The organism is Candidatus Thiothrix putei (assembly GCA_029972225.1).
Classification (GTDB): domain Bacteria; phylum Pseudomonadota; class Gammaproteobacteria; order Thiotrichales; family Thiotrichaceae; genus Thiothrix; species Thiothrix putei.
In genome coordinates, this window is the sequence record CP124756.1 from 3,486,056 (window position 1) to 3,501,850 (window position 15,795).

The following is a 15,795-nucleotide window of genomic DNA, read 5'->3' on the forward strand; positions in this document are numbered from 1 at the left end:
TTATTCCATGGCAAGGATAACCTGCCATTCTTCTGCACTTACTGGCATGACAGAGAGGCGGCAGCCTTTTTGTACTAGCGGCATATTTTGCAACGCCGTTTGTTCGCGCAATTCATGCAAACTGATGGTGCGTTTTAATTTACGCACGAACTGCACGTCAACCCGATACCAACGTGGATTCTGTGGGTCACTTTTGGGGTCGAAATACTTTGCTTCTGGGTTAAATGCGGTATCGTCGGGGTAGCCTTGGGTTGCAATGCTGGCGATACCGACAATACCGGGAATGTCGCAGTTTGAATGGTAGAAAAATACCTGATCACCTACCTGCATTTGGTCGCGCACCATATTGCGGGCTTGGTAATTACGTACTCCGTCCCATGGTTCCACGGCTACTTTTTGCAAGTCATCAATGCCGAACACATCAGGTTCTGATTTCATCAGCCAGTATTGCATAAGTGTATCCTTAAGGGCTTCAGGTAGTTTTTTCTGGGGTAATGTATGCGACGGTAAAGCGACCAGCGGAGTTCGTCATTTGTTGATTGAGCCATGGAAATACTGACTGCATTTGTCTTGCCAGTAACCAAGGCGGGTTGATAATGAACAAACCACTGCCAGTCATGCCAATTCCCGTATTGTCGGCTAATGGGCAATATTCGATTTGCAAAATGCCTGCAATCTTACTTTGCTGCAAGGCGTGAATCATTTGCTTGATCCGCTGACGTTCAACGACAGGATACCACAGCAGATACGTACCTGTGGCAAAGCGCTGGTGGGCTTTGGTGAGTGTACTGATGACATCAGCGTAGTCTGTTTTTAATTCGTAAGATGGGTCGATTAGGGTAACGGCCCGGCGAGTAATAGGGGGTAATAATCCCAGCAAGCCTTTTAAACCATCTTGTTTGCTGATCTGAATACGTTTGTCGTATCCCAAATTATTTTCCAGTGCAGTGAAATCAGTGGGATGTAATTCAAACAAGCGTAATTGATCGGTTTTGCGTAATACGTTTGCCGCAATCCAAGGGGAGCCGGGGTAGTATTCCAAGGCTGGTTGGGTGTTGAGCTGTTTAATCAGGTTGAGATAGGGGTGCAGTTCATCGGGCAGATTGTTGGCATTCCACAGGGTTTGGATGCCGTGAGCAAATTCGCAGGTTTTCAGTGCTTCTGAACTGTTCAGGTGGTATAGACCGACACCGGCATGGGTATCAATGTACCAACATGGCTTGTCTTTGCGCTGGTAGTATTCCAGTGTTAACACTAGCACTACATGTTTGAGGACATCGGCATGATTACCTGCATGAAAAGCGTGTCGGTAACTTAACAAGTCAAATTCCTTCCTTGGAAAATGCAGGGCGCGAGTTGATACTTCGCGCCCTGTAGTCTCTCACTGTACTTTACTGTGTTATAGGTGATGCTGGAGCAGGTGTTGTGCTTGGTGTTGTTGCTTGAGCTTCTTGATTGGTTGCTGTTGCTTCAGGAGCCGCCGTTGTTGCCTCAGGTACAGATGCAGGTGTGACTGGAGTCGTGTTTTCATTCACCGGAGAGGGCGTAGTTGCTGATGGCATGGCTGTTGGCGGAGTAGGTGCGACTGGCGGTGGTGGTGGAATCATGAAAGGTGGCAAGCCATTATTCATGCCCATACCATTTGCATTGGGTTGCATTCCCATAGGCGCTACAGGGCGTGGGTAACGGCGCATAGTGTTATTGCCCCAACCCGTGCCGGGGAAGTTTGAGCTGTTAAAGGCAGGGCCATTGTTCCAGTTAAACGGCATACTAGGGCCATTATTCCAGAACGGCATGTTGGGGCCGTTGTTCCAACCATTGTTCCATGGCATGTTGTTGCCACCCCAAGTTGGGCCGCCATTGCCCCAGCCCATGTTTGGAGAACCACCCCAAGCTGGGCCACCATTGCCCCAGCCCATGTTTGGACCGCCGCCCCAAGCCGGGCCACCATTGCCCATGTTAAAGCCATTGCCTGGTCCATTCCCCCACGATTGGTTGTTGCCCCAGTTCATATTGGGATTCATATCGAAGTTGTCGAAGCCCCAGCCGCCTGCATTGGTCATGCTTGTGAAACCTGCCAAGAGGATGCTTGCAATCATTTTTTTCATGGGTTTGCTCCCTGTGTATTTTGGTCATGCTAATACGAAAACAGGCCGGATAAACCGACCTGTTAAGTATAACTGCTTTAGCTAAAATTAGTTAGCAGCAGGACCAGGTGCTGCACCCGGAGCTGGCATCGCAGGAGGAGCCATCATTGGAGCGCCCATAGGAGGAGCCATCATTGGAGCGCCCATAGGAGGAGCCATCATTGGAGCACCCATAGGGGGAGCCATCATTGGAGCGCCCATCGGTGCAGCGCCGTAAGGCATCATTGGGTAGTTATTGCCACCCATGAATGGCATATTGTTATTATTACCCATGAACGGCATACCACCCATGAAGCCATTGTTACCGCCATAGCTGTCTTCATCATCAAAGCTGTCCATCATTTCTTCCATCCAGTACATAGGAGTCCATTCTGGCCAGTCGCTTTCTTCATAGTAAGGGCCGTAAGGCCCCATTTTCCATTCACCATCGTTGCCACCGAAAAAGTCGTTTGCACTTGCGGTAGCAGACAGAGCCAACAGGCTCAAGCCAATCAATAATTTTTTCATTTCAATATCTCCTATGCGGTTATGTCGTATCAGGCTAACCCTGACTATGTTAAGACTATATCAGTATATTCTAATATATACCAGTGTTGAATCGAAAAAAACTGCTATCGGAAGTGACGAGATCCAAGGGAACATCCCATGGTTGGCGGGTTAAAGATTCGGCTTGTTGAAAGTGGTAAGCCAGCCCGCACAGATAAGGGCGCAAGCTTGCCATGGTGCATCGTTTGAATGCAAAGGTGCGATCATAAAAGCCTCCTCCCATCCCCATGCGCGTGCCAGTATGATCGAATGCGACCAACGGGGCGATCACCAGATCAAGCCAGCGTGCTGGGCGCTGTTGACGATAATGTGGATACGGTTCAGGAATGCGGAAGCGGTTCAAGCGGAAGCGAGTTGTCCTATCCCAACGCACAAACCACAGTCGCCCGTCTTTGAATGGCGATAAAACCGGCAGATAAAAATATTGGTGCGGTAGTGCGTGATGACGCACGCTGCGTGGGTCAGCTTCGCCCCTGACAGGTAGGTACAGTGCAATGTGCCGTGCATTGCGAAATAACCGCTGAGTGGTCAAACGAGTAACCGCTTGCTGTGATAGTTGGTTTTGTTCGGAAGGGCTAAGCGCTGCACGTTGGCGTTGGATAGTGCGGCGTAGTGAAGGTTTAGGTAGAGGCGGGATTGATGTCGGCATCTTGCTCCTTCAGACAGAATTGGAAGGTGGTTTCTTCCACCTTGAGGGTGTCTCCATCGCTCAACGTTCGGGTACGATGGTTATTCATCGTACCCGTTTCGCTCATAATATATTGCCCTTGAGTGGAACACTCAATCAAAACTTGTCCGGTGGTTTGATTCCCTAGCACTAAGCGTTCGGCTTTTAAGGGAATAATGTACCCTGATTTGCTGCCATCCATCACTTGTAGCCAAGCATTGTAGCTGGCATCCATCAATTTAGGGTGAATACTTAAGTGTTTGATTTGTATTGCAATACCTTGAGCAGAGCGAAAAACCACTTGGTATTTTCCGAGTGCTATGATGTCTCCATCCATGAGTAAGTGGCGGTCAATCTGCTGCTGATTGACGTAAGTACCATTGGTGCTTTGCAAGTCTTCCAAAAAGCAGTCGTCTCTCACCACGGTGATGCGGGCGTGATTATTGCTAATGGTGCGATCGGGAAGAGCGATGTCGCACTTGCCATGGCGTCCAAACACAATGCTGGTTTTTTTTACAGCAATGCGTTTGAGGATTTGTTTGTCAAGCATGACAATCAGTTCGCTCATGACTGGGCATTAACTCCTGATACACTGGCAATCACGTCTAAACGCTCACCGACTTTTAACTTGGAGGTGCGTTTGCTGTTGTGTTTCATCAAGGTCTTTACTGTAGTTCCATGACGTAGGGCGATGGATTGCAAGGTATCGCCTCTACGTACCGTATGTACTTTGACGCTACTTTTGGTGTTAGCTTTCGCGAGCTGGCTAGATTTCTTCTTACCCATACGAGTCGTTGCCAGCTTATTGTAACCAGAGGACGATTTACTGGCATAAATCCGGTTATTGGCTGCCGGAGGCAAGGCTTCAATGGCTTGTACGAGTTGCTTGGCGTATTGACGTGGCAGCACAATGCGATTGGAATATTGTGGTGTGGTGATGCCCGTGCGGAAACAGGGGTTCAAGTTTAGCAAGGTATCCGCTGCTAAGCCTGCCTGTAGTGCAGCCTGCCGTAAATCGACGGGTTTGTCGATGCGCAGTTGTGCCAAACGTGCGCTGTTGGGGGTTTCCGGCAGCGTAATGCCATAGCGTGGTGCATTACCAATCAGTTCTTTGAACGCCAGTAAGCGTGGTACATATTCGCGGGTTTCTTTGGGCAAGGAAAGGTGCCAGAACGTTGTCGGCAGTCCTTTAGCACGGTTGCGGTCTATTTCACGTTGTACCCGATTTTCACCACAGTTATACGCCGCGAGTGCGAGTAACCAGTCACCATTGAAATCGTTGTTGAGTTTTTGCAAGTAAGTCAATGCTGCGCCTGTGGCAGCAAACGGATCCATACGGGCATCGTAGGATATGGCTTGTTGCAAGCCATAGCGTCGCCCGGTATCAGGAATAAATTGCCACAGACCCGCAGCACCTGCGTGGGAGAAAACATCCGCATCAAAGGCACTTTCCACGAAAGGCAGTAAGGCAAGTTCGCTGGGCATGTCGCGGCGCTCAACTTCGTGCACAATCATGTGCAGGAAGACACTGGCACGTTCAGAGAGCAAGTTTAATTGGGCCGGATTACGTCCGTAATACTGAACAAACCGTTGTACGTGTGGGTGCTGGCTGTATTGGTTATTGAGTTTGAAGCCGCGAAATACCCGCTCCCACGTATCAAAATCGTTATCTAGCACAGGTTTTTGCTGCGCTTGCTGTTGGATACTCGTTTGAGCGTCATTGGCAAGACTCGTGCTATGCAAAGAAGCTTTGCGTAACGTCGGTTGTTTACTGGCCTGTTCTGGTTTACCCATGTGGCTAGAACAACCAGAGCCAGTAAATAATGTGATGATAGACGCAGCGATGAACGCCGGTTTGCTTATTGTTATCATGTTTAAAACCCCATTGACTTTGTTATTCTTATGTTGCCCCTGATTCGTCGCTATAATGATGTACAGGATAGCAGTTGAGTAACGGGATACTCTTCATAAGTTTTTCTGATTAGTCTAGTCTGCTGCGAATATAATACGTATGTTACTTGTGAACAAGGAAAAATCGCTGAACGTTACTGCTACAACTTCATTATCGCCAGCAGGGGTCAATGTCTGCCGGGATTGGTATGCTTCATCAACAGGGCAGGCTACCTTGGCGCGGGTGCAGACGATTATCAGTCGCATGAGCGCCGATATTTTTGGTTACTACGCCTTGGAAACGGGTGTGTTAGCAGGGCAATATTCTTTTTTGCAAGAATCACGGGTTGCCAGCCAGTTTTCTTTAGGGGGGGGATCGGGTGAACGGGTCAGTATTGTGGGGACACCGGAGCAGCTACCCTTTGCGTTAAACAATATGGATTTGGTTGTGGCGAGTCATGCCTTGGATTGTAGTCGCAGCCCCCATCAAGTATTGCGTGAAATCGAACGGGTATTAGTGCCTGAAGGCCATTGTATTTTGATAGGCTTTAACCCGATCAGCTTCAAGGGCTTGGCACAATTGCGTTATTGGTATAATCCCCAGGCACGACACTGCCACTTTTATTCCACTTTTCGTGTGCGTGAGTGGCTGAGTGTGTTGGGGTTTGAGGTGTGTGAAACGGTTTCAGCGGGATTTTGCCCGGTATTTGGTGGTGATTATCTGTTTAAACGGGCGCGTTGGTTGGATCGTTTGGGGAGCCAGTTCCGTTTGATGACGGGTAATGTGTACATTATTCATGCGCAGAAAAAGGTATCCAACATGACGCTATTATTGCCTTCCCGCAAAGTTAAGCCGGTGCTACGTCCGGGAATGATTGTGAATCCGGGCGCCGGGCGTGTATCCCGTAAAGAGCCAAATAATGCCAAGTAAAGTAGTTGAGATTTTTACCGATGGTGCCTGCCGTGGTAATCCGGGGCCGGGAGGTTGGGGCGCATTGTTGCGCTACAATGGCACAGAGCGTGAACTCTACGGGTATCAGCCTGTCACCACTAACAATCAAATGGAACTGATGGCAGCGATTCAGGCACTGGAAACCCTGACACGCCCGTGTGAGGTGGTGTTGACCACCGATTCCCAATACGTCCGCCAAGGCATTACGGAATGGCTGGCAGGGTGGAAACGCAAAGGTTGGAAAACTGCTGCGGGTAAACCGGTTAAAAACCAAGAGCTTTGGCAACGTTTGGATACAGCGACTACCCAGCATCGTATTGACTGGCGTTGGGTCAAGGGTCACAGCGGACATGCTGAAAACGAACGGGTAGACCAACTTGCCAATAAAGCCATCGACGAGAAAAAAGTATGAGCCGTCAAATTATCCTCGATACAGAAACTACTGGTCTTGAGCCTAAAGAAGGTCATCGCATCATCGAAATTGGTTGCGTGGAAATGCTCAACCGGCGTCTGACGGGAAACAATTTCCACTATTATCTGCAACCTGATCGTGAGATTGATGCAGGAGCGATTGAGGTTCATGGCATCACCAATGAGTTTCTTGCTGATAAACCGCGCTTTGAAGATGTTATGAAAGACCTGCTGGCCTATCTGCATGGGGCGGAATTAATCATCCATAATGCGCCGTTTGATATTGGTTTCCTTAACCATGAATTGCGCTTAGTGAATCCAGCACATCACCCGATTACGGATGATTGCAGCGTAACCGATACATTGGTCATGGCGCGACAAATGTTCCCCGGACAACGTGCCAGTTTGGATGCGTTATGTAAGCGTTACGAAATCAACAATACGCACCGTACTTTGCACGGCGCTTTGCTGGATGCGGAGATTTTGGCAGATGTCTACCTTGCCATGACAGGTGGACAAGTCAGTTTGTTGCTAGGTGCAGAGGATGCAGGTAATAACGGTCAAAACGGAAGTGCAGGAATCCGTCGGATTGTTGCTGATGTGAGTCGTTTGCGAGTGATTCAAGCCAATGCTGAAGAGATGGCAGCCCACACTGAACGTGTTGCTGCCATCACCAAAGCAGGGGGCAAATGTTTGTTTGACACGTTATCCGCTTAGAAGTTAAACGTTGCACCGACGTAAATCATGTCGGTATCCGTTTTCACACTGTGTAAATCGGTAACGTTTTTATTGGCGTCCAGTTCCAAAAAGCGGTCACCCTTGCCGGTATTAAAGGTACGATCCCAACCTGCGCGGATGCTAATGCGGTCGGTGACTTCGTGTTCAATGCCAAGTCCGACAGTTGGGCTAACTCCCCGGTCAGTACTTTTGTATTTTTCATTGATGCCGTCAAGGTTGGTATAATCCATACTGTTTTTGTTTTCCCAAACAAATGCGCCTGCCTTGCCATAGACGGAAGTCTTGCGTGTAACACGGTGATTCGCTTTGGCACTGAGGCCAATACCACGGGTTTTTTGGCGGGCACGTGCCGTTTCTGCACGTCCACCGGGGATGCCAAATTCAGGGCGGTACATGTCAATGGAATACGTATCGCCAAGGTTGGCGTATTCGGCTTCCACCCCCCATACGGGGTTTAAATTAGCGCCAGCGTAGACTTTGTGAACCTTAGCTCCTGTGTTTTTTTTGTGCATGGTGAATTTAGAGCCGGTACATTCATCACAAAACTGCGCTTCACTGCCGTTGTTTTGAGACGCACCGATGGCTGCTCCAGCATAGTAGGGGGAAAAGCCTGCTTCTGCCATGCTTGAACCCACTAGGGCAGCGAGGCCAGCATTCACAACCAAGAATTTTTTCATGGGATTGATTCCTGAAAAGTAATCCACTAAAGAACTTTTTTATCAGCATTTATTTTAAAACTGTATTCGCGAAGCTAACGCTATTAAGTAGGATAAATGGCAGTTTAGAGCAGATAGTTGGGCGTTGCGTTATTTCTGAATTGGTATAGTGAGTTATTTATGTTAACGACTCTTTTGCTGGATCGTCGCCATGTTTGGCATCCCTTTACGCAAGCTCAGACTGCTCCAGAGCCGATTGCCATCACGTCGGCTAAAGGCATTCGCCTCTATGCTGAAGATGGTCGTGAGTTTCTTGATCTGATTTCATCCTGGTGGGTGAATATCCACGGACACGCTCACCCCACGATTGCCGCTGCCATTGCCCGCCAAGCGCACACGCTGGAACAGGTCATTTTCGCCGGATTCACGCACCAACCTGCCGCGCAATTGGCACACGAACTGGTGCAACGTTTGCCGGTTGGCCTTACCCGCGTATTCTTCAGCGATGACGGTTCCACAGCGGTGGAAGTGGCGTTGAAAATGGCGCTGCAATACTGGCGCAATCACGGTGAATCCCAGCGCACCCGTTTCCTTGCCTTTGAAGGCGGCTATCATGGCGATACAGTAGGCGCGATGTCGGCGGGCAAAGGTTGTGGATTTTTTGATACTTACGGAAGTTTGTTGTTTGAAGTCGGTTTGTTGCCCTTCCCCGCAACATGGGATGGCGACACGGCAGTAGCCGCCAAAGAGCAAGCCGCTTTAGCGCAACTCGATACTTATCTTGCTGACCACGGTGATACCCTCGCGGCTGTCATTATGGAGCCGTTGGTGCAAGGTTCTGCCGGAATGCGCATGTGCCGCCCCGAATTTTTGCAAGCGTTGGCAGCACGTTTGCGTGAGTCGGGTATCCTATTGATTTTCGATGAGGTTATGACGGGGTTTGGGCGCACGGGGGCGATGTTTGCCTCCCTAAAAGCGCAAGTGACACCGGATATTATTTGCCTATCGAAAGGGCTGACAGCGGGGTTTTTGCCCATGTCGGTGACGGTTGCCAGCGAAGCCATTTACGTGGCATTTTTGGGGGAAAGCTTTGATCGGGCGTTGGTGCATGGGCATTCTTTCACCGCGAATCCCTTGGGCTGTGCGGCAGCGTCGGCATCTTTACAAGTATTTGCAGATGAACAGACGCTGGCAAAATTACCACAAATCGAACGCTGGCAGCGGCAAGGTTTGGCAACCTTGGCAGGGCATCCGTTGGTGCAGCGGATGAGGGTCATGGGGACGATTGCGGCATTCGATGTGGTGGCAGCGGATGCAGGCTACACTTCCGCGATTGGGGCGCAACTCAAAGCCTTTTTCCATGAGCGCGGCTTATTATTGCGCCCACTGGGAAATGTGGTGTATGTGTTACCACCGTATTGCGTGACCGAAGCTGAGCTTAAACAGGCGTATGCGGTGATTGCAGACGGTTTGGCACAGCTTGCGGTCGGTTAGGGCTTACTGCTTGCCGAAGACTTCGCGCTGCAACCCATTCAATTGCACGAGCCGCGCATTGAGGTTGAGGTTGATACCGCGCCACAGGGATTCTTGCCCTTCGCGGGTTTCCAAATGCGGCATAATGGCTTCTTCAATCATGCGTGAATGTTCAATATCCAGCTCGATATGCCCGATAAACAATTCCAGCGCATCATCATCTAAGCCTGGTACAGTACGCAAGCCAGTCAGTAACAGGCGGTAATACGGCGGAATCGGCCATTCCCCGGCAATGCCTGCCACCCCGACGGCTGCCAACCAGTCAGTGCCTTGGGTAATACGCATCATGGTGTCAATGTAACCTTGCTGTTCGGGGGTGATCGGCGGGTTGGCAATCTCTTCCGGGCTGCAATCCACCGCGCGTAGCAGCTTGCGGTAGACTTCCATGTGTGATTTTGACGGGTCGCCATTGCCGTATTCGTCGTACAAAATATCTGCCAGCACTGCTTGAATGCGCTCATCGGGGGTCACGCCCAGCGCATTCGCCTGATACAAGCGGGTGCGCAAAATGTGCGGGTAATACAATAGCGCGAAGGTGCGGGCTTGTTGAAACGTCAGCGCTTGTGTCGAAAACTGTTGCAGGAACGGATGGCGCAGGAACGGGTGGTTATTGACCCGTTCTTTGAGTTCTTGCAGGAAAACAGGTGCGTTCATGTGCGAGTGCCTTCTAAAATGGGGGAATTGCGTAACTGTAGCAGCAGTGTGCGGCAAAGCCGAATTTTCCATAAGTTTCTACTGATATACCACCGGAATGATCAAGAAATTGCTGATTTTTACCCGCGCACTCGCCATTGCGCTGTTTCATGATATGCATCAGGGAAGCATTACGTTGCGGGCGATGGGCTTGGTCTATACCACCTTGCTGTCGTTAGTGCCGTTGCTGGCACTGAGTTTTTCGGTGCTCAAAGGTTTCGGGGTGCATAACCAGATGGAGCCGTTATTGTTAGCGCTGTTAGAGCCAATGGGGGATAAAGCAGAGGAGTTGACCCGTCAGGTGTTGGGCTTCGTCGATAATGTGCAGGTGGGAGTGTTGGGTGTCGCGGGCTTGGCTATTTTGTTCTACACCGTGGTGTCACTGATGCAAAAGGTGGAAGAGGCGTTTAATCATGTGTGGCGTGTGAAACGTCAACGCTCGATATTGCTGCAATTTCGGGATTACCTGAGTGTGGTGTTGGTGGGGCCGGTGTTGATCTTTTCTGCGTTAGGGGTGTGGACGGCGTTGGCGAATTCTGCTTGGTTGCATTCGTCGGCAGTGCTGGAAACGGGCTTGGCGGTATTGGTGCAATTGAGTCCCACTTTTTTGATTGTATTGGCATTTACCTTTATTTACCTGTTTATGCCAAATACGCGCGTCAAGCCCTTGGCGGCATTCGGCGGCGCCCTGATGGCGGGCATTGTGTGGCAAGTGGCGGGGTGGTTGTTTGCGGCATTTGTGGTGAGTTCGGGGCAGCAAACCGCGATTTATTCGATTTTTGCCAGTTTGTTTTTATTCATGTTATGGCTGTACGTGGGCTGGATTATTGTGCTGACCGGGGCGCGGCTGGCGTATTATTTTCAGCACCCGGATGCGGTGTATTTGCCCCAGCAACCCACTGAAACCAGTGTGCAAACCCGCGAATTATTGGCCGCAGCGGTATTGCGCGAAGTCGGGCAACGCTTCATCAGCAAGCAAGCACCGCCTTCGTTAGAGGAATTGAGCCATGCGATTCCGGTATCCCGTTTGCTATTGGAAGAGGCCTTGGACGATTTGGTCAGTTACGGCATTCTCAGTCGCGACGACGATGACCCTACGCATTATTTGTTACGCATCAGCCCGGAAATGCTCACGGTGGCGGATATTCGCCGCTGTTTTTGGCAAGGGAGCAGGCAGCAACAACGGCAAGCCACCCAAATCCAGCAGCAGATTGGATTTAGTGAGGCGCAATTAATCGCACTGGACAGTCATCCGCATCTGACACTGCAACAATTGTTAGCAGCACGAGTCTCAACGCAACCCTGACAAGTCAAATAATTGCCCGTATTCGCGCATGGCATAGCGGTCGGTCATCCCCGCAATAAAATCAGCAATGGCGCGTGCACGTCCCGCGTCCCCCATGTCGGTTTCGTAACGTTTCGCAAACGCTTGGTATTTGGGAGTCAGCAAGCGGGTGTCTTGCAGGTATGCTTCAAACAATGCGCGTACCACTTTACGTGCCCGCCAAGTCATGCGATAGACCGTGGGGTGAAAGTACAAGTTGTCGCGCAGGAATTTTTTCAGCCCATTTTTTTGCTGCCGCATTGCCTCGCCATAGCGCATTAATGCAAGCGGTTGGGCGCGGACTTCTGCCAAGGTTTGCACCCCGGAGGCTTGGATGGCGGCTTGGCTGCTTTCGATTAAATCCACCACCATGCGCCCAATCATGCGCCGCAAGGTTTCGCGGATCAGGCGTCGGCCTTGCAGTGTGGGATATTGTTGCAACACAGCTTGATATTCTTGCGCAAATACTGGCACTTGCTGCAATTGTTCCAAGCTGATTAAGCCGGAGCGTAAGCCGTCTTCAATATCGTGGTTGTTGTAAGCGATTTCATCTGCCAGATTGGTGAGTTGGGCTTCCAGCGTGGGCTGGGTTTTATTGAGAAAGCGTTGCCCGACATCGCCCAACGTTTGGGCGTGTTTGAGGGCGCAGTGTTTGAGGATGCCTTCGCGAGTTTCAAAGGTAAGGTTGATGCCGGGAAAGTCGGCGTAACTGTCTTCCAGCACATCCACCACCCGCAGCGATTGCAGGTTGTGTTCAAATCCGTCGAAATCTTTCATGCAGGCGTTGAGTTCATCTTGTCCGGCGTGCCCGAATGGGGTGTGGCCCAAATCGTGGGAGAGCGCAATCGCTTCGGTGAGGTCTTCATTCAAGCCCATGCTGCGGGCAACTGAACGCGCAATTTGCGCCACTTCCAGCGAATGGGTCAGGCGGGTGCGGTATAAATCGCCTTCGTGATTGACGAATACTTGGGTTTTGTATTCCAGCCGTCGGAACGCTTTGGAGTGAATAATGCGGTCGCGGTCGCGCTGGAATTCGGTACGGTATTGCGGCGGCGCTTCGGGATAACGCCGCCCTTGGGTGTATTCCGGTTGAGCAGCGTAAGTGGCAATGGTTGGCATCTCAGGCTCCGACGAGTGGTTAGTGTGCAGTAACATGACCGTATAGCGGCTTGCGCTTGCTTGGGAGCGACTTGCAAAATCCGACAAACTGAGTTGCTCAATTTTCAGCATTGACCGAACGCCGCATATTCAGCCGATTTTTTACTCAATTTGACCAACGAAACCTGAGCTTTTTCAGTTTTACCGTAACTTTTGCTAAATTTCACCCATACCGATGCGACTGCTCCTGTTTTTCAGTCAGTCTTCCCGTGTTTTTTCAAACCCAGTCGCTTTATAACAAGACACGCATCAGTTGATCAGCACTCAACACCAAAATCCCAAACATCAAGTGGCTGTAAACTTTTTGCGCACCTTGCACCCACACATTCCGACCACCAAATTCATCCTTCAGGCGGGCATTGGTTCGTTCTACGGTGCTGCGAATTTTGTAACGCTCGGCATCAGCAGGTTCAAACGCTTCTTTCTGTCCGCCGCGAGGATTGTGATCAATCAGAGGGACATGCCCCAGATGACGGCTGTATTCGTGCAAATCAGCACTGCAATAGGCTGCATCCATCAGGTCGTAGAGACTGGTGACACGTTGGGCACTGATTTGAGAGAGTGGGATGGCTGCCCCGCTGTCGTGAAACGAGGCGGAAGACAGAATGGCTGCTATCGGGACACCACAATCGGCGGTATCGATATGCAGTTTGTAGCCGTTCCAACTGTGCTTGTAGCCTTGGGCATTCTTCTTCGTCCCCCGGTTACACTGAACCGGTATCTCATCGAGTGCTTGCTGAAGTGACTGTTCCCGTTGGCGCTGAATCCGTGTTTGCCCTTGTTTTTTCTTTGGCTTTTCCTCGGCAACAGGCCGTTCACGTGCCTCAATGGCTGTTGAATCCCGACACAGGTGGCCGATCAGCGCATCGCCCAAATACGTTTTCACCAACGTTTCATGCACACGTTCCGCTAAACGCTGTTCAGCAAATTCAGCGAAGGCACGTGAAAAGGTGGATTCGGAAGGCAGTTTCTTGGTCAGGGGAAACCCGCAGATGCGTCGCAGGGAGCGATCGTTTTGCAGCCGGTCAATGAGTGCTCGCGTATTGACAATATTGAGCACGCTTTTGGCGACAAAAGCATTGGCAAACCAAGATCGCTCCGTCGCTGGCCGTCCAGACCCATCACGAAAAGAGCGCACAAAATCTTCAATGCGCGTCAGCTCCAGTACGTGAATGAGTTTTTCAAGCTTGGGGGTCAATGTGCCAAAGGCATCATTGAAGCAAGGTAGTATTTCAATTTGCAGCAAACTCCAGCGTTGTGCAATCAGGGCGCGTTCGGTAGAATTCATAGCGTGGGCTTAATGGTTGTTTTGACGCTTCTATTATCGCCGAAAACGGCAGCCCACACTTCTTTTTTCTTTCAGATGAAGGAAGGTTCACGCTGAAAATGTAATTTTGCAAGTGGCTCTTTATAATCTTCAATTTTCTCAAACTCATGGTTGAGTTGTCGGTTCATTCCGCTGATGGGAAACAAAAACCAGACATCCAAAGAGCGGGTAGAGGCTATAGCTTCCAGGGTTTTCCATTCCACACTGTTACCATACGGATCAAGAAAGAGAACACCCCGATATTTTTGTGATTGCCATGTTTTCTTGTTACTGCATATATTCTGAAGTACTTGATTGGCATCTGAATTTTCAATTCTTATATGTTGAGACGGATACTCTTGTTTTAATGCTTCCAATGCATTGCAGCGTTCTTTGCTAGCTTCAATGAATAGATAGCGGTCAAACTTCCGTTCAATATCCAATGCTATTCTGGCAGAACCATCGTATGTTAGTTTCTGTTCATTTTCTCCCAGTAACGGAGCATCAGGTATTTTTTCCGAACGGTTTCCTGATCCTGCAAATGCATCGATATAGAGAAGTTCATAAGGTTTATTTTTCAATGCTTGAGTATAAAAATCGAGGTACTTTTTTAGTATCTCCAACTTGATTTCAGTCCATGCACCGCCAAAGTAATGATCTGCCATTTGTTAGTCCTTATCTGATAATGACGATAATCTTAGTTGACAATAATTATTTGCATCATAGCACATTTGCTGTTTTTATCGTCAATAACGAGGTGTACTGACAAAATTATTGCCAAATTCACACAGACCTTATGTGAATTGCTGTTTCAGCATACGCTACAGCCACCCGGCGGCAAAGTATAAAATACAAGGTAGTTTTGGGCTGCATTTGGATAAAAAACAAGGGTGTTTTTTGCTCTCAGGATACCCGCCGATTATGCAACCACAACAGCAGCCCCGCGCCCACGATCAGTCCGCTTCCCACAAAGAAATTCCACCCCAGCACATCCTGAAACAGGAACACGCTATATAACGTCGCTGCCACCACCTGCGCATTCAGCCAAGGCGACAGATCCGACGCGGTGATCAGCGTATACGCTTTAATCAGCAGGAAATGCCCAATCGCACCGAACGCGCCCATGCTGATCAGCAACAGCCATTGCAGCGCATCGGGCGTTTTCCACCACAGCGGCACGAGGAAACTCAGCACCACTGCCCCCACAATCGAGGTATAAAACAGCGAGGTGCGCGGATCATCCACCCCCGCCACTTTACGGGTCAGCAGAAAATACAGTGCCAGCAGCAGCGAGGCAAAAAACGCCAGCAATAACGCCGGTTCAAAGGTTTGAAAACCGGGACGAATAATCACCAGCACTCCGACAAACCCGGCAGAAACCGCCAACAAATGACGCGGCAGGATACGTTCCCCCAAGAATACGCCCGCGAACAAGGTAACAAGTACCGGCGACAAATACATCAACGCCGTCGCTTCCGCCAGACTCACCGTTTTGATTGCCATGTACAGCAAGGTATTGATGCCGACCATGCACAAGCCGCGCAACAACTGCGTTTTTGGCGCACGGGTCACGGCAAAATGGCGCAAACCCTGCCCATAAAACAGCAGCGACACAATAATGCTGTGGAACAGAAACCGCGCCCACGTCACCTGAAAGGTCGAAAACTCACGCATCAGGTATTTCCCCAACGAATCCATCCCCGCCAGAATAACGGAGGCAATAATCGTGAGGACGATGGCAAGCAAGGCTGGGCGGTTTTTCATGGCAGCAAGC

General features: G+C 50.1%; 18 protein-coding genes. 5 read left to right on the forward strand and 13 right to left on the reverse strand.

The window, feature by feature from the left end:
- From QJT81_17840 to QJT81_17870, 7 genes are all read right to left on the reverse strand, one after another.
- Positions 1 to 453 (reverse strand): EVE domain-containing protein, encoded by a 453-nt coding sequence (locus QJT81_17840; GenBank protein WGZ93631.1) that lies wholly within the window; start codon positions 451 to 453, stop codon positions 1 to 3.
- Between the two features lie 19 nt (positions 454 to 472).
- Positions 473 to 1,321 carry a 23S rRNA (adenine(2030)-N(6))-methyltransferase RlmJ gene (gene rlmJ, locus QJT81_17845; GenBank protein WGZ93632.1) on the reverse strand — a complete coding sequence of 283 codons (849 nt, stop codon included), beginning with the start codon at positions 1,319 to 1,321 and terminating at the stop codon, positions 473 to 475.
- 70 nt (positions 1,322 to 1,391) lie between these two features.
- A complete protein-coding gene (locus QJT81_17850) occupies positions 1,392 to 2,108 on the reverse strand; it encodes a hypothetical protein (protein ID WGZ93633.1) in 717 nt (238 codons plus the stop codon).
- A gap of 87 nt (positions 2,109 to 2,195) precedes the next feature.
- Positions 2,196 to 2,654, reverse strand: a complete 459-nt coding sequence (locus QJT81_17855; GenBank protein ID WGZ93634.1) for a hypothetical protein — start codon at positions 2,652 to 2,654, stop codon at positions 2,196 to 2,198.
- 70 nt (positions 2,655 to 2,724) lie between these two features.
- Positions 2,725 to 3,342, reverse strand: coding sequence for a 5-formyltetrahydrofolate cyclo-ligase (locus QJT81_17860; protein WGZ93635.1), 618 nt, complete (start codon positions 3,340 to 3,342; stop codon positions 2,725 to 2,727).
- The gene (locus QJT81_17865; GenBank protein ID WGZ93636.1) at positions 3,314 to 3,928 is read right to left on the reverse strand and encodes an FHA domain-containing protein; all 615 of its coding nucleotides are present in this window, start codon (positions 3,926 to 3,928) and stop codon (positions 3,314 to 3,316) included. Before QJT81_17865 ends, QJT81_17860 begins: the two co-directional genes overlap by 29 nt.
- On the reverse strand, positions 3,925 to 5,232 hold the full coding sequence (locus tag QJT81_17870) for a transglycosylase SLT domain-containing protein (protein WGZ93637.1): 1,308 nt from the start codon (positions 5,230 to 5,232) through the stop codon (positions 3,925 to 3,927). Before QJT81_17870 ends, QJT81_17865 begins: the two co-directional genes overlap by 4 nt.
- A gap of 139 nt (positions 5,233 to 5,371) precedes the next feature.
- On the opposite strand from QJT81_17870, the gene QJT81_17875 reads away from it, so the two are divergent.
- From QJT81_17875 to dnaQ, 3 genes are read left to right on the forward strand one after another with little or no spacing between them, the layout of a single operon-like run.
- Positions 5,372 to 6,181, forward strand: coding sequence for a class I SAM-dependent methyltransferase (locus tag QJT81_17875; protein WGZ93638.1), 810 nt, complete (start codon positions 5,372 to 5,374; stop codon positions 6,179 to 6,181).
- Positions 6,171 to 6,614, forward strand: a complete 444-nt coding sequence (gene rnhA, locus QJT81_17880) for a ribonuclease HI (GenBank protein WGZ93639.1) — start codon at positions 6,171 to 6,173, stop codon at positions 6,612 to 6,614. The genes QJT81_17875 and rnhA overlap by 11 nt, the downstream gene beginning before the upstream one ends.
- Positions 6,611 to 7,330, forward strand: coding sequence for a DNA polymerase III subunit epsilon (gene dnaQ / locus QJT81_17885; protein ID WGZ93640.1), 720 nt, complete (start codon positions 6,611 to 6,613; stop codon positions 7,328 to 7,330). Before rnhA ends, dnaQ begins: the two co-directional genes overlap by 4 nt.
- Here the strand turns inward: dnaQ and QJT81_17890 are convergent.
- Positions 7,327 to 8,028 carry an outer membrane beta-barrel protein gene (locus QJT81_17890; GenBank protein ID WGZ93641.1) on the reverse strand — a complete coding sequence of 234 codons (702 nt, stop codon included), beginning with the start codon at positions 8,026 to 8,028 and terminating at the stop codon, positions 7,327 to 7,329. The two genes, dnaQ and QJT81_17890, sit on opposite strands and share 4 nt — an antisense overlap.
- Before the next feature lie 159 nt (positions 8,029 to 8,187).
- Here QJT81_17890 and bioA point away from each other — a divergent pair, with 159 nt between their 5' ends.
- Positions 8,188 to 9,501, forward strand: coding sequence for an adenosylmethionine--8-amino-7-oxononanoate transaminase (gene bioA, locus QJT81_17895; protein WGZ93642.1), 1,314 nt, complete (start codon positions 8,188 to 8,190; stop codon positions 9,499 to 9,501).
- A gap of 3 nt (positions 9,502 to 9,504) precedes the next feature.
- Here the strand turns inward: bioA and QJT81_17900 are convergent, their stop codons facing one another.
- A complete protein-coding gene (locus QJT81_17900) occupies positions 9,505 to 10,194 on the reverse strand; it encodes an iron-containing redox enzyme family protein (GenBank protein ID WGZ93643.1) in 690 nt (229 codons plus the stop codon).
- A 97-nt stretch (positions 10,195 to 10,291) separates the two neighbouring features.
- Between QJT81_17900 and QJT81_17905 the strand changes: the two genes are divergently transcribed.
- A complete protein-coding gene (locus tag QJT81_17905; GenBank protein ID WGZ93644.1) occupies positions 10,292 to 11,539 on the forward strand; it encodes a YihY/virulence factor BrkB family protein in 1,248 nt (415 codons plus the stop codon).
- On the opposite strand, the gene QJT81_17910 is transcribed toward QJT81_17905, so the two are convergent.
- From QJT81_17910 to QJT81_17925, 4 genes are all read right to left on the reverse strand, one after another.
- Positions 11,525 to 12,787, reverse strand: a complete 1,263-nt coding sequence (locus tag QJT81_17910; protein ID WGZ93645.1) for a deoxyguanosinetriphosphate triphosphohydrolase — start codon at positions 12,785 to 12,787, stop codon at positions 11,525 to 11,527. The genes QJT81_17905 and QJT81_17910 overlap by 15 nt on opposite strands.
- Positions 12,788 to 12,947: 160 nt before the next feature.
- Positions 12,948 to 14,003 carry a transposase gene (locus tag QJT81_17915; protein WGZ93646.1) on the reverse strand — a complete coding sequence of 352 codons (1,056 nt, stop codon included), beginning with the start codon at positions 14,001 to 14,003 and terminating at the stop codon, positions 12,948 to 12,950.
- 71 nt (positions 14,004 to 14,074) lie between these two features.
- Positions 14,075 to 14,686, reverse strand: coding sequence for a 23S rRNA (adenine(2030)-N(6))-methyltransferase RlmJ (gene rlmJ / locus QJT81_17920; GenBank protein ID WGZ93647.1), 612 nt, complete (start codon positions 14,684 to 14,686; stop codon positions 14,075 to 14,077).
- A gap of 238 nt (positions 14,687 to 14,924) precedes the next feature.
- A complete protein-coding gene (locus tag QJT81_17925) occupies positions 14,925 to 15,785 on the reverse strand; it encodes a DMT family transporter (protein WGZ93648.1) in 861 nt (286 codons plus the stop codon).
- Positions 15,786 to 15,795: the final 10 nt, after the last annotated feature.